This is a genomic window from Actinomyces sp. ICM39 (genome assembly GCF_000282935.1).
GTDB lineage: Bacteria > Actinomycetota > Actinomycetes > Actinomycetales > Actinomycetaceae > Pauljensenia > Pauljensenia odontolytica_B.
Map to the genome: position 1 here is coordinate 1 of NZ_ALCB01000077.1, position 13,925 is coordinate 13,925.

Below are 13,925 nucleotides of genomic sequence, written 5' to 3' on the forward strand. Positions count from 1 at the left end.
CCCCGGATCGTCAAGCAACGATGCGGCTCAGAGCCTCACGGCGTAGGGCATGATCGAGCCCCAGCTGTACACGCCGGTGATGCGCACGGGCACGCCGAAGGTGGGAGCCTCGATCATCTGGCCGCCGCCCAGGTAGATGGCGACGTGGTAGATGCCGGACTGGGTGCCGTTGGAGGACCAGAAGATCAGGTCGCCGGCCTCCATGGAGCCGATCGGCACGTGCGTGCCGTAGCTGTACTGCGCGCGGGAGAGGTGCGGCAGATCAACGCCCGCACTCTCCCAGGCGAGCATGGTCAGGCCCGAGCAGTCCACGCCGCCGTAGGATTCGCCGCCCCACACGTAGGGGACGCCGAGGTAGCTCTTCGCGGCCGCAATCGCCGCGTCAGCGCCGCCGCCACCCGAGTAGGAGGGGGCCGAGTACGAGGGCTCCTCGTAGGAATAGGAGGGCGCAGAGTAGGAGGGCGCAGAGTACGAGTAGTCGTCATCATCGTCCTCGTCGTCCGAGGAGGACGAGGCCTGGGCGGCAGCAGCGGCAGCAGCGCGCTCGGCGGCGGCTGCGGCCTCGGCCTGACGCTGGGCTTCCGCAGCTGCGGCGGCCTGCTCGGCGGCGATGCGCGCGGCTTCCTGACGCTCGGCCTCGAGGGCGGCCTCACGCTGGTTGATGAGATCGACGGTCGTGTTCTGCTTGGTGGCCAGCTCCTGCACGTAGGCGCTGCGCTGGGCGGCGACGATTGCAGCCTCGTTCTGGGCGGCGGTCGCGGCCTGGTTGGCGGCGTCGGTGCGAGCCTGGACCTCGTTGGTGGCGGCCTGCTGGTTCGCGAGCGCGGAGTTCGCGGCGTCGCGGGTCACCTTGGCGACCTGCTCGAGGGCGGCGACATTCTGCATCTTCGCCTCGGCGGAGGACGAGAAGGAATTGATGCCGGCCTGCTTCGTCTCGACGCTGCGCAGACCGTCGGAGTCAAGGTAGGGGGCGAGCGAGTCGAGCGTGCCACCGCCATTGCGGTAGGCAGCCTGCGCGACGGAGGCGATCTGCTGCTTGCCTTCCTGGAAGGCGGCCTCGGCAGCATCGGCTTCGGCCGAGGCCTGGGTGGCAGTCGCGGTCGCCTCGGCTAGGGCGATGTTCGCCTCGTTGAGGTTTTCACCGGCGATCTGCGCGTTCTGCACCGCGGTTGCGGCGCTGGCGCTGACCTCGGCGAGCTTGACCTCGATCTGGGCGACGCTCATCTTCGCAGCTTCTTCGGCAGCCTTTGCGGCAGCGATCTCTTCCTCAGAGGGGGCGGCTTGCGCCATCTGGGGCAGCACGAGGAGGGCGCAGGCGGCGATAGCCGTCAGGCCCGTGCGAATGGTTCCGCGTCGTCTCATCGTTGTCTCATCTCGTCCAATTAGGTGCGCCGGAGCGCGCGTACTGGGAAAGAGCCTATCCACTTTCGTCACGCTTGGCAACAAACACACCACAAAACTCAACTTTCACACATGCAACAGTCGCAACATTAGTAACACCAGCACCATGATTACCGCGCAAATACCTGCGCTTTCATGACATTTTCAACCATCACCATGAGCCTGCTCACATACTCGACCGACGGACAGCAGCTGTCACAAAAGTCCACCATCCGGGACCGTCGCGCCCAGGCCTCGTCGATGACAAACAATTGAAGGCATGAACCGTCGAATGTGCCGCTGACTGCGCGTCAGCACAAGCGACTGCCGCGCAGTCCCCCGACAGCGGGACGCGCCTCGACGCATGTTCACTTCACCGCATCTGCGGCCCGCCGGAGGGGAATCAGAGACGAACCACCCCTCACCTAAGGAGCCGCACAATGACCGCCAACGACTGGTCCTTCGAAACCAAGCAGATTCACGCCGGATACAACATCGATCCCGCCACCGGCGCGACCGCCCTGCCCATCTACCAGACCTCCTCCTACGCCTTTGAAGACACCGCGCAGGCCGCGAACCGCTTCGCCCTACAGGAGCTGGGCCCCATCTACACGCGCCTGACCAACCCGACGACCGACGGCGTCGCCGCCCGCATCGCGGCCCTCGAGGGCGGCGTCGGCGGCCTCCTCGTCTCCTCCGGCCAGTCCGCAACCGCCCTGTCGATCCTCGCCCTGGCCGTGGCGGGTAACAACGTGGTCGCCTCCCCCTCCCTGTACGGCGGCAGCGTCACCCTCCTGAAGAACACGCTGGGACGCCTGGGCATCGAGACCCGCTTCGTCGCAGACCCCCTCGACCCCGAGGCCTGGCGCGCGCTCGCCGACGACAAGACGGTCGCCTTCTACGGCGAGACCATCCCCAACCCGCAGGGCGACATCCTCGACATCGAGCCGATCGCAACGGTCGCCCACGAGGTCGGCGTGCCCCTCATCGTCGACAACACGGTCGCCACCCCCTACCTGGTTCGTCCGATCGAGTGGGGCGCCGACATCGTCGTCCACTCGGCCACCAAGTACCTGGGCGGACACGGAACCTCGATCGCGGGCGCGATCGTCGACTCGGGCAACTTCGACTTCGCCTCCCAGCCCGAGCGCTTCCCCCTGTACAACACGCCGGACGAGTCCTACCACGGCCTCGTCTACGCCCGTGACCTGGGCGTGGGCGGCGCGCTGGGCGCGAACCTGGCGTTCCTGCTGCGCATCCAGACGCTCATCAACCGTGACCTGGGAGCCGTCACCTCCCCCTTCAACGCGTTCCTCATTTCGCAGGGCATCGAGACGCTGTCCCTGCGCATCGAGCGCCACGTCTCCAACGCGCTGGCGGTCGCCCGCTTCCTCGAGGCTCACCCGGACGTCGAATCCGTCAACTACGCGGGCCTGGAGTCCTCCCCCTACTACGAGCTGGGCAAGAAGTACGCGCCGCTGGGCACGGGCGGCCTGCTCTCCTTCGTCATCAAGGGCGGGTACGAGGCCGGCCGGGCCTTCGCAGACGGCGTGCAGCTCCTGCCGGTGGTCGCCAACATCGGCGACGCGAAGTCCCTCGTCATCCACCCGGCGTCGACGACGCACTCGCAGCTGACCGAGGAGGAGCTGGTCAAGGCCGGCGTCGCGCCCGGCACCGTGCGCCTGTCGATCGGCCTGGAGAACATCAAGGATATCCTCGCCGACCTGGAGCTCGGCTTCGCCGCGGCCCGCGCGGCCACGGCCTAACAGACCCGTCGGCGGCCTCGGGGATACACGCACTCCTGAGGCTCCGAGGCCGCCGCTGCCCCTCCCCCAATTCCCGCAACAGCGAAGCGCCCCTGCGAAAGAAGGACATCATGAGCCGTCACAACCTGCCCCCCGCCCCCATCTCCGGCGCGTGGCGCGAGGGCGACCCGGTCGCCTTCCGCAAGTTCGCGAACCTGGGTGCCCAGCGCCTGGAAAACGGCGAGATCCTGCCCTCCGTGACACTTGCCTACGAGACGTGGGGCGAGCTGGACGAGGCCGGCTCCAACGCGGTCCTCATCCTGCACGCGCTGACCGGCGACGCGCACGTCTGCGGCGAGGAGGCGCCCGGGCAGCCGACGCCCGGCTGGTGGGAGCAGATCGTGGGGCCGGGGCGCATCATCGACACGGACCGCTACTACGTGGTGGCCGCGAACGTTCTGGGCGGCTGTCAGGGTTCCACGGGCCCGGCGTCCCTCGCTCCCGACGGCGCGCCGTGGGGCTCGCGTTTCCCCGTAATTTCCACGCGCGACCAGGTGTACGCCGAGTCCCGCCTGGCCGACCTGCTCGGCATCGACGAGTGGAGCATCGTCGTGGGCGCGTCGCTGGGCGGACACCGCGCCATCGAGTGGGCGGTCAGCTACCCGGAGCGCGTGCGCCGACTGGTGGTCGTGGCCTCGGGCGCGCAGACGACCGCCGACCAGGCTGCCTGGACCCACACGCAGATCCGCGCAATCGAGTTGGATCCGGCGTGGCGCGGCGGCGACTACTACGCGGGCCCCGGCCCCACCGCCGGGCTCGCGCTCGCCCGCCAGATCGCGCACACGACCTACCGCTCCCCCTCGGAGCTGGACGAGCGCTTCGGCCGCATCCCCCAGAACGACGAGGATCCGCTGCACGGCGGTCGCCTGGCGGTGGAGTCCTACCTGGACTATCACGGCGAGAAGATCGTGCGCCGCTTCGACGCAGGTTCCTACGTGACGCTGTGCCGCACGATGCTGTCCCACGACGTGGGCCGCGACCGCGGCGGCGTGATCGAGGCCCTCAAGGCCGTCACCGCGCGCACCCTCGTCGTCGCGGTTGACTCCGACCGCCTGTTCTTCCCCGAGCAGGTCTGGCAGATGGCAGCCGGAATTTCGGGCGCGTTCTACCGCGAGATCCACTCCGACCACGGCCACGATGGATTCCTCATCGAGCACGACCAGCTGACCGCTCTCCTCGACGAGTTCCTCAACGAGCGCATCCCCTCGCGCGCGTCCTCTTTCGCCTGATCGACCCCCATTCTCCGCGAGGCCACCCCGGTTCCTCCTCCTCATCAACGAGGCCGGGGCGGCCTCGCGCGTTATGCTGACCGCATGAGCGTTACCAGCAATCCCACGGCCGGCGGCGAGCTAATGCCCGACACGAGCGGCCTACCCGACCTGTCCGGGGTGGAGGCCCCGGCCTCGTCGCCCGAGGGGATCCCCGAGCGCGACGTCATGGCCCCCTGGGGCGAAGCCGGTCCTCCCGGCCTTCAGTGGCGCGCCGACATCCTGGGCGACGGGTACGAGTCACGCACGATCGAGCTGCTTGACGACGCGGAGGGCCCCTGCGTGGCAACCCTCGTGCGCGCGACCCCGCCCGCGAGCACCCGCTTGACGATCCTGTACCTGCACGGTCGCAACGACTACTTCTTCCAGACCGAAATGGCCCAGCACCTGGTTGACGCGGGTGCCGCGTTCTACGCGCTGGACATGCGCAAGTACGGGCGTTCCCTGCGTCCCCATCAGACGATCGGCTACACGGACGACCTGTCCGTGTACGACGAGGAGATCGGCGAGGCCATCGAGATCATCCGCTCCGAGCGCGACGACGAGCCGATCGTCCTCATGGGCCACTCGACGGGCGGCCTGATTGCAACCCTGTGGGCGCATCGTCACCCGGGCGTCCTGGACGGCCTGATCCTGAACTCGGGCTGGCTGGAAATGCAGTCGATGGCCGCCTGGCGCGGGGCGATGGCCCCCGTCATCGGACGCATTGCGTCGCGTAACCCGATGTGGGAGGTGCCCACGGGAGGGGCGGGACACTACGGACGCTCGCTCGCGGGTCGGGCTTCGTCGGAACTGCCTATCCCGGAGGGGCTGTCGGCGCAGGATCCGTCCGTCGCGGGCTGGCCGATCATCCAGGACTGGAAGCGCCCCGAGTCCTACCCGGTACCGGCCTCGTGGCTCGAGGCAATCATGGCCGGGCACGAGACGATCGAAAAGGACGTGCACCTGGACTGCCCGGTCCTGTCGATGGTGTCCACGTCCGCCTATTTCGACGAGGAGTGGTGCGAGCGCGCCTTCACCTCCGACACCGTCCTGGATCCGACCGTCATCGCTCAGCGGAGCCTGGGCCTGTCGGACCTGGTGACGATCGCGCGTTTCCCCGGCAAGCACGATCTCGTCCTGTCGGACGCTCCCGTGCGCGAGGCCGTGTACGCGACGATGCGCGGCTGGCTGGATGCTTTCGTGCGCTGAGCATCAGGAAGCGAGGAGGCCCGGGATCGCATGATCCCGGGCCTCCTTCGTCGTGTCAGCGTCGCGCGGTCTGGGCGCTCGCCGCGATCGCGCGTCAGTGCTTGGCGGAGCGGTGTCCGCGGGGAGCCTGCGCGTATTCGCGCACGATCTCGCGGTTGACCTCGTCGAGGGCTTCGGCCAGGGTCGGGCCCAGGCGATCGCCGATGCGCACCTGTCCCCAAGCGTCGAGATGGCCGAGGCCGCGCGCGGTCAGGAGCGTGTCGAGCGACGGGTAGGTCAGGCCTGCGCCGGAGACCGCGCCACTGGCCGCGAGCACGAGGTCGGCGGGCAGGCCGAGCTCACTGCGGGCCACGAGGGGCGTGTCCTGGCCGAGGATCTGCGCGAGGGTGCGCAGCCCGGCCTCGTCGCGGCCGAGGACCGGCAGTCCTTCCGCACGGGCCGCGGCGACCTCTGGGGATTCATCGGAACGATCCACGGACGAGGCCGTGGCCGCGTCGGTCGCACCGCCGTCGTTAAGTTCGACGGATTCTTCGCGAGCGCGACGCGTGGCGCGGCGGCTCATGTGGGCGGGACGCTCCCAGCGGGGCTTGTCTTCCTCGGGCTCCTGCTGCTCATCAGCCTGCTCGGGCGTGGCGTCGCCTGCCGATTCCGCCTGTTCGTCGGCGATCTCAACGTGCTCGTCGCTTTCATCGCTGCGTTCGTCGGCGGCTTCGGCCTCCTCAGCGTGAACTGATTCTTCCGTGGCGATCTCCTCTTGGTGATCGTCGGCGTGCTGGTCGTCAACGGCGTGCGCGTCGGCTTCGCCTGCCTCGTTGGCCGGGGCCCACTTGTCCGCGGGCTGCTCGGCGGCGTCACCTTCGGAGGCTTCGGCTTGCTCGTCGACCTGCTCGTGCGCACCCGCAGTGTCGAGCGCGTCGGCGATCTCAGCCTCGGCCTCCTCCGCGTGCTCACTGTCGGAGAATTCGGGCGCAAACGCGTCGCGATCGTCTGCGACTTCCTCCACTGCTTCGTTGACCTCGGAGCTGTTAGCCGCCTCGACGTGATCGGCGACGTGCTGGTCGGCAGCATCAGGGGCGTCGGCCTCGCCTGCTTCATCGGCATCGTCGGCTTCATCGGCCGGGGCCCACTCATCCGCGGACTCCTCGGTGGCGTCGGCCTGCTCGGCGGGCTCGCCCTGCTGCGGGGCGTCGACGGCCTCGAGCGCGTCGGCCAACTCGGCCTCGGCCTCGTCCTGATCGCCTTCCTCGGCGGCGGACTGCCAGGGAGCCGGGGGCTCCTCGTCGATCGGGTAGGTGAAGACCTCGCGCAGGTGCGGGGCGACCTTCGGCGTGGGGCGCGTCGTGGGGGTCTCGGAGTCCTCCTCGTTCGAGGCCTCGGCGCCCTCCTCGGGAGGCGCGGGGATCGCGGACTCTGCGGGCACCCTTTCCTCAAAGGGAGCCGGCTGTTCGGTCGCGGCGGCCAGCGCGGGCGCTGCCGCGGCGGAGGCGAGGAGCTGCGGCGCATGGCCGTACAGGCGCGGCCCCACCGCGTTCACGTCCAGGAACAGGCGGCCGTTCGACATCTGGCGCAGGTTCATGAGGTGCACCTCGACGCCGGACGTCGCCAGGATGGACAGAGCGGGGCGCACCGAGGGGTCGATCTCGCCGGCGACGATGATGAGTCGCGGGCCCGGGCCCACCGCCGGGGGCATCGAGTCTCGGAACTGCGCCCAACCGCCGCGGAAGCCCTCGGGGCCCGAGGGGTACTCTGCGGCCAGGTCCGACCACGAAATCGAGGCCACCTCGGCCAGTCGCGACAGGGAGGTAATAAGGGTCTCGGAGTCGAGTTCCTTAAGAATTTCGACGGAGACGATCTGACCCGACACGTCAAGCGCGGTCAAACGCGGCGTCTCCTCGTCCCCCTGGCCGGTCATATCACGCCAGGTCACCGGGAATAGCGGGCGCGAGACAATCTGCAGGACCTGCTGGCAGATAGCGTCGACAAGGTCGGGTCCCAGGTCCTGGGCGACCGGATATCCGAATTGAGCGGGGACGAGGTGTCCATCCTCGAACTCAAACAGGGCCATCGCTCTTCCCTTCACGTGTATGGGGCGCTCGGGGCCATTGTTTCATACGTTCCAAAAGAAACACGGATGACACAGGGACAATGGGATAGATACCACGTAAGCATCTATCCCTAAAGCCCCGGTCGACGAGCCATCTCACCCACGCCCCACATCACGCCCACAGTTCTTCAAGCCGGTAGAATAGTGAGCTAGCGCAACAGATCTTTGACGGCAGGACAGGACGACGATGCCCGATCTCCACATTCTCGAGAACGACCTCGAGGCTTTCTCCCAGAAACTGAGCGACCTCTCGGCGACGATCAACAATATCGCCTCCCTTCCCTACAATCTCTCCTATGTCAAGTTGGCCATGGAAGGCGGCTCCGCCCCCACACAGGCGACATATGCAGGCGAACACATGGAGGACCAGCTGCTCGCGCTGAAGACCTCCTTCTCAACCCTGGCCGACAACGTTAAGGCCTCGGCCACCGAGTATTGGGCAACAGAAGACATCAACCAGCAGTCAATCCAACAGGTCATGGCGAGCCTCCCCGAGCCCTGCCCGCCCGTCGGCCCATCGAAGGGAGAGTGAACCATGGCGATCACGTGGGCAAACATTCTCAACTGGGAAAGTGGATCTCTCGAGTCCATCGCAAAGGACCTGCTCGAAGCGAACCAAGTCCTGCGCAAGGCCTACGAGGACGGCGAGGACGCCCTGGGCGCCGTCCGGTCCGAGGGTGAGGCCGTCACGGCGATGCGCGAGGCGACCACCAAGAACCTCGCTTCGCTCGAGCGCGCGCTCACCAATGTCAACGGCGCTCTCTTGGCCATCGAGGGCGCACGCGACGGGGTTGCGACCGTCGTGGCAAACGTCCACAGCTTGCTAGCATACGCATCCGCTGTCGAGTGCACGATCCTCACCAACGGCACCGTCATCGACCATAGCTTATCAAGGCGAGAAGACGCCCCTTCTCAGGAATACCTCGATATCGTCGACAAAATCAAGGCAATTGTCGAACAGGCCAACCAGGTTGACAGCAACCTGTGCGAGGCTCTTAGCAATATCAATAACGACCGCTACACGGATGGCGACGGGGCAAACAACAAGGTCGTCGGCGTCCCCGACTTCCCCCAGCCGAACTGGACCCCCTCTCAGGTCGCCGCCTGGTGGAAATCACTGTCATACGAGCAGCAACAATTCCTCGTCGATCGACGCCCGGATGACATCCGCCACCTCGACGGACTCCCAGCGGTGGCACGCGACAAGGCCAACAAGCACGCACTTAACGGCTATCTCCACGCCGACGGAACCTATCGGGCAGGAGCCTTCGAGGAATCCAAGCAAGAACTATCCGCCGCGACGGAGGAATACGACAAAGCCAAGAAGGAATACCTCAAGGCCGCAAGCGAAACCAGCACAAACCACATCCCCGCCGACGTGCGAGAGAAATACCGAAAAGCAGCTGAGCGAATGAGAGTAGCCCAGGAGCATTACGACGACCTGAGCGCGATCCGACGACAAACGAACGACACCGAACGTGCCAAGAGCGGCCTTCCCCCCGCTTACCTACTCGACTTCGACTACGACAAGAAGTACCAGCGCACGACCGCCATCGTTGCCTCGGGCAACCCTGACACCGCCACGCACGTGTCGACACTCGTCCCTGGCATCGGCACGAACGTGCGCGGCGACCTCGGGTATTACATGGAGTTCAACGAACGACTCAAGAAGCAGACCGCTTACGCGGGGATCGACCCGAACAACGTCGCCACCATCTCCTACCTCGGCTACGTCGCCCCCAAAAACGAGGGGATTGACCTTATTCAGGCAACGGACATCCGCTACGCGGATCGCGCGGCCCCCAAGCTCGCGCGCTTCGAGGAGGGGCTGCGCGCAAGCGCCGAGGCTAACAACCACAATTTCGTCAACACCCTCATCGGCCACTCCTACGGTTCCACCACGTCCGGCAAATCGATGACGCTCGTCGCCCCCGGCACCGTCGACCGCTTCATCATGTGCGGCTCCCCCGGTTCCGGCGTTCAGAGCATCGATGAGTACAACGTCCCCAAGGATCACGTCTATGTCTCATCTATCCCAACACATGATTCAGTCCAGGATCTCAACGTATTAGCCTCGAGTGGATACGGGAAAGATCCCCGTAATCTCGATGGAATTACACACCTCAGCGGGGATGCAACAGACTCAGCCGATTATTGGGTCAACAAGAAGAGCCCCGGCATTTCGCGCTGGTGGACGGACGTCACACACAGCTTCAAGCACCATATGGACTACTTTGACGAAGGCACACGAACCTCGCAGGACTTCGCGAACATCGTCGCTGGCTCAGACCAGACGACGGACGAGGAATGGGAAATGCTCGACAAGGCTCACGAGTTGGGGTTGACCGATAACTGGAGCGTCTCGCGCAACCTGACCTAACCCGAACAATCACAGCGGAATATGCAGCGCTCGAAGAAGCCCGAGCGAAAGAAACCTCTCACCGCTAGACAAATCCAAACGGTGCTCCCATCCCTCGACAGGCTGGGAGCACCGTCGCATGCACAGCCCGCCAGTCCCCTCAGCGGCACGGCGCAGCGAAACGTCAGCCACTGACACATTCTGAGCAACTATCCTCAGTTGTCCGACGACTTGGGACCAATGTCGTGTACGATGACACATGTCGCTCAGAATCCGGATGGCGCAGCATCTTCCACCCGGTTAGACTACTGCGCGACTGAGCATATGAGACAGAACAGGGTGGCACTCAATGGGCAGAGATAAGCTGCGTATCGTTGAATATTCGGCGCCAGAGCTGCAGGTTCCAGCGTCCGATGAGACGCGCCGCGAACTGTCACCCTACTGCCTGAGCACAGACTCGACCCCCCGCATTTACCCACATTCCGAGCAGGCGGTCAGCCCTCATTTGCCGCCCGTGGAGCGCATGCCCGTCCCCGTGACACCCTTCCCCAAGCTGTTCCGCGACGACCCGGAACCCGCGTAATCGTCAGGGCCGCAGGCAACCACTGCCTCGGCCCTCTCCTTTTCCTACAGCACCACGGCCCCCACGCGCAGCCGACGGACCACACCCTCGAGCGACCATCCGCACACCGGATACCCGCCGCCCAACACGCGCCCGCGTGACAGACTGGCACCATGAGCGAGAGCTTCCTGACGGACCTGCGCGCACTCATCGACGTCGACGCCTCGAGCGGCACGCGAGCGCGCTACTCCTCCGACGCCGGCCTCACGCGCATCCCGCCCCTAGCCGTCGCCTTCCCGCGCACGCCCGAGCAGGCGGTCGCAGCCTTCGACCTCGCCCGCGCCCACGGCGTCCCCCTCACCGCCCGAGGCGGCGGCACCTCGTGCGCGTCCAACGCGATCGGCCCCGGCCTCGTCCTCGATTTCTCACGGCACATGAACCGTGTCCTCTCCATCGACCCCGAGGCCCACACCGCCACCGTCGAACCCGGCTGCGTCGGCTCCACCCTCCAGGCCGCCGCCGCCAAGCACGGCCTGCGCTTCGGCCCCGACCCCTCCTCCCAGAACCGCGCGACGATCGCAGGCATGGTCGCCAACAACGCGTGCGGCCCACACGCGACCGCCTGGGGACGCACCTCCGACAACATCGTCTCCCTCGACTGCGTGGACGGGCAGGGGCACCGCTTCACGGCCACGACCTCGCACGGTTCGGCGCTTCGCGACGTGCCGGGGCTGGCCTCCCTCATCGACTCGAACCTGGCGCCAATCCGCACGCAGCTCGGTCGCTTCAAGCGCCAGGTCTCCGGCTACTCCCTCGGGCACCTCACCCCCGAGGGCGGACGAAACCTCGCCGCCATGCTCACGGGCAGCGAGGGCACCCTCGTCCTCATCCTGTCCGTCACCGTGCGCCTCGTGCCCCTGCCCGACGCGCCCGTGCTCGCAGCCCTCGGCTACCGCTCCATGATCGAAGCCGCCGATGACGTGCCCGCTCTCCTCGCCCACTCCCCCCTCGCGGTGGAGGGCATGGACCGCCGCCTCGTCGACGTCGTGCGCGCCCACAAGGGCCCCGGTGCCGTCCCTGCCCTGCCCGAGGGCGAAGGCTGGCTCCTCGTCGAAGTCGGCGCCCCCGGCGAAGACGTCACCGCCTCCCTGGAGCGCGCACGCGCCCTGTGCGCCGACTCCGCCGCCATCGACACGGTCGTGTACCCACCGGGGGCCCAGGCCTCGGCCCTGTGGAGGATCCGAGCCGACGGTGCGGGCCTGGGCGGACGCACCCCGCCTGACGGCGCGGGCGGCGGTGACCAGCAGGCCTGGCCCGGCTTCGAGGACGCGGCCGTCCCGCCCGAAAACCTCGGCGCGTACCTGCGCGACTTCACCGCCCTCATGGAGGAGTTCGACATCGACGGGCTCCTGTACGGGCACTTCGGCGACGGCTGCGTGCACGTGCGCCTCGCCATGCCGCTCGACACCCCCGAGGGCGTCGCCCACTCGCGCGCCTTCCTCCAGTCCGCGGCCCGCATCTGCGCCGCCCACGGCGGCTCCGTCTCCGGCGAGCACGGCGACGGGCGCGCCCGCGGCGAACTCCTGCGCTTCATGTACTCCCCCGAGATGCTCGACCTGTTCGCCCGGGTCAAGCACATCTTCGACCCGGACAACCTCCTCAACCCCGGGGTGCTCGCCGCCCCCATGGACGAGGCCGAGGCCTCCTCCCGCGCGCGGGCGCGGAATGCCGGCGGCGTGCTCGAGCTCCAGCCCGGCGTCGACCCCCTCGACGCGAACCTGCGCCGCGTCGCCGCGCGCCCCATGCCCGCGGACGGCGGCTTCGCCTTCACCCACGACGGCGGCGACTTCACGGCCGCCGTCCACCGCTGCACGGGCGTCGGCAAATGCCGAGCGGGCGTGTCCGGCACCTTCATGTGCCCGTCCTACCTGGCCACGCGCGAGGAGAAGGACGTGACCCGCGGGCGCGCCCGCATTCTCCAGGAAGCCGCGAACTCGCAGCTCATCAAGGCCATCGACTCCCCCGAGGTCCTCGAGGCACTCGACCTGTGCCTGGCCTGCAAGGCCTGCTCGGCCGACTGTCCCGCCGGCGTCGACATGGCCCGCTACCGCTCCGAAGCGCTGTTCCGCACCTACCGGGGCCGCATGCGCCCCCTTAGCCACTACACGCTCGGCTGGCTGCCGCGCCTCACCCGCGTCACCGCGCGCGTGCCCGGCCTGGCTACTGTCGCGAACGCCGTCATGTCCGTGGGTCCCCTGCGCTCGCTCGCCTTCCGCATCATCGGCCTCGATCCTCGACGAGGCATGCCCGCCCTCCAGTCCGGCACCTTCACCGCGTGGGCTCGCCGCCATTCTCTGCTGGCGGGCAGTGTTCCTGCGTCGGCTTCGTCGGATGCCGTATCCGATGCCCGCGAGCGCGGCGGCGCCCCGACCTCGTCGATGTCGGACTCCCCGATCCTGAACGGGCCACGCGACCCCAGCGGGCGGCCATACGCGCTCGTGTGGGCGGACTCGTTTAGCCAGACCCTGGACGATGCGGGTGCGCGCGCGGTCGTCGACGTGCTCGAGGCGAACGGGTTTGCGCCGATTGTCGCGCCGGATGCGTGCTGCGGCCTCACGTGGATTACGACGGGTCAGCTGAGCGGTGCGAAGAAGCACTTGGCGTCGTTGCTGGGCGTTCTTGCGCCTTTCGCGGCGTCGGGGATCCCGATCGTCGGCGTTGAGCCATCGTGCACGGCGGTGCTGCGCGACGACCTGCTGGACCTGCTGCCCGAGGACCCGCGTTCGGGACTCGTGTCTTCCGCGACGCGCACCCTCGCCGAGGTGCTGTCGGCGGTGCCAGCATCCGCGCGTCGCCTGCCAAGCCTGGAGGGCGTCGAGATCGTCGCGCAGCCGCACTGCCACCACTATTCCGTCATGGGGTGGGACGCGGACCAGGCGCTGCTCGAGTCGCTGGGCGCTCACGTGACCAGGCTCGAGGGCTGCTGTGGCCTGGCCGGAAATTTCGGCATGGAGGCGGGCCACTACGACCTGTCTGTCTCTGTCGCTTCGCATTCTCTACTGCCGTCCCTGTCGGCCCAACCGGATGCCGTGTATCTGGCGGACGGCTTCTCGTGCCGCACCCAGGCCGCGCAGCTGGCGGGCCGCGGGGGCGTCCACCTGGCGACGCTGCTTGCGGGACGTTCCGCCTGAATTCTGGCTTTGCTGCGAGGCCAACGGGTTTTCCGGGCACTGCTCCTGTTCGGGGCACCGTCGTA

General features: G+C 67.5%; 8 protein-coding genes. 6 read left to right on the forward strand and 2 right to left on the reverse strand.

The window, feature by feature from the left end; genetic code table 11:
• Nucleotides 1–27 precede the first annotated feature (27 nt).
• Nucleotides 28–1,362 carry a C40 family peptidase gene (locus HMPREF1137_RS05255; protein ID WP_007589680.1) on the reverse strand — a complete coding sequence of 445 codons (1,335 nt, stop codon included), beginning with the start codon at nt 1,360–1,362 and terminating at the stop codon, nt 28–30.
• Nucleotides 1,363–1,820: 458 nt separating this feature from the next.
• Here HMPREF1137_RS05255 and HMPREF1137_RS05260 point away from each other — a divergent pair, with 458 nt between their 5' ends.
• The 3 genes from HMPREF1137_RS05260 (at nt 1,821) to HMPREF1137_RS05270 (ending at nt 5,644) form a co-directional block, all read left to right on the forward strand.
• A complete protein-coding gene (locus HMPREF1137_RS05260; protein WP_007589687.1) occupies nt 1,821–3,146 on the forward strand; it encodes an O-acetylhomoserine aminocarboxypropyltransferase/cysteine synthase family protein in 1,326 nt (441 codons plus the stop codon).
• Nucleotides 3,147–3,256: 110 nt separating this feature from the next.
• Nucleotides 3,257–4,414 carry a homoserine O-acetyltransferase MetX gene (gene metX, locus HMPREF1137_RS05265; RefSeq protein WP_007589676.1) on the forward strand — a complete coding sequence of 386 codons (1,158 nt, stop codon included), beginning with the start codon at nt 3,257–3,259 and terminating at the stop codon, nt 4,412–4,414.
• Between the two features lie 84 nt (nt 4,415–4,498).
• Complete coding sequence (locus HMPREF1137_RS05270; protein WP_034496945.1) at nt 4,499–5,644, forward strand: alpha/beta hydrolase; 1,146 nt, start codon at nt 4,499–4,501, stop codon at nt 5,642–5,644.
• A gap of 94 nt (nt 5,645–5,738) precedes the next feature.
• On the opposite strand, the gene HMPREF1137_RS05275 is transcribed toward HMPREF1137_RS05270, so the two are convergent.
• Entirely contained in the window at nt 5,739–7,709 is a 1,971-nt protein-coding gene (locus HMPREF1137_RS05275) for a putative sodium/potassium/calcium exchanger (RefSeq protein ID WP_007589682.1), read from the reverse strand.
• 226 nt (nt 7,710–7,935) lie between these two features.
• Between HMPREF1137_RS05275 and HMPREF1137_RS05280 the strand changes: the two genes are divergently transcribed.
• The 3 genes from HMPREF1137_RS05280 to HMPREF1137_RS05290 all read left to right on the forward strand — a co-directional run bounded on the left by HMPREF1137_RS05280 (nt 7,936) and on the right by HMPREF1137_RS05290 (nt 13,860).
• The gene (locus HMPREF1137_RS05280) at nt 7,936–8,280 is read left to right on the forward strand and encodes a hypothetical protein (protein ID WP_007589673.1); all 345 of its coding nucleotides are present in this window, start codon (nt 7,936–7,938) and stop codon (nt 8,278–8,280) included.
• 3 nt (nt 8,281–8,283) lie between these two features.
• Nucleotides 8,284–10,128 carry an alpha/beta hydrolase gene (locus tag HMPREF1137_RS05285; RefSeq protein ID WP_007589675.1) on the forward strand — a complete coding sequence of 615 codons (1,845 nt, stop codon included), beginning with the start codon at nt 8,284–8,286 and terminating at the stop codon, nt 10,126–10,128.
• 714 nt (nt 10,129–10,842) lie between these two features.
• Nucleotides 10,843–13,860, forward strand: coding sequence for an FAD-binding and (Fe-S)-binding domain-containing protein (locus tag HMPREF1137_RS05290; protein ID WP_007589683.1), 3,018 nt, complete (start codon nt 10,843–10,845; stop codon nt 13,858–13,860).
• Nucleotides 13,861–13,925: the final 65 nt, after the last annotated feature.

Excerpts from the sequence above, each read along its gene's own strand:
- HMPREF1137_RS05255 (WP_007589680.1), bottom strand. The coding sequence starts at position 1,362 with ATGAGACGACGCGGAACCATTCGCACGGGCCTGACGGCTATCGCCGCC.
- HMPREF1137_RS05260 (WP_007589687.1), top strand. The coding sequence starts at position 1,821 with ATGACCGCCAACGACTGGTCCTTCGAAACCAAGCAGATTCACGCCGGA.
- metX (WP_007589676.1), top strand. The coding sequence starts at position 3,257 with ATGAGCCGTCACAACCTGCCCCCCGCCCCCATCTCCGGCGCGTGGCGC.
- HMPREF1137_RS05270 (WP_034496945.1), top strand. The coding sequence starts at position 4,499 with ATGAGCGTTACCAGCAATCCCACGGCCGGCGGCGAGCTAATGCCCGAC.
- HMPREF1137_RS05275 (WP_007589682.1), bottom strand. The coding sequence starts at position 7,709 with ATGGCCCTGTTTGAGTTCGAGGATGGACACCTCGTCCCCGCTCAATTC.
- HMPREF1137_RS05280 (WP_007589673.1), top strand. The coding sequence starts at position 7,936 with ATGCCCGATCTCCACATTCTCGAGAACGACCTCGAGGCTTTCTCCCAG.
- HMPREF1137_RS05285 (WP_007589675.1), top strand. The coding sequence starts at position 8,284 with ATGGCGATCACGTGGGCAAACATTCTCAACTGGGAAAGTGGATCTCTC.
- HMPREF1137_RS05290 (WP_007589683.1), top strand. The coding sequence starts at position 10,843 with ATGAGCGAGAGCTTCCTGACGGACCTGCGCGCACTCATCGACGTCGAC.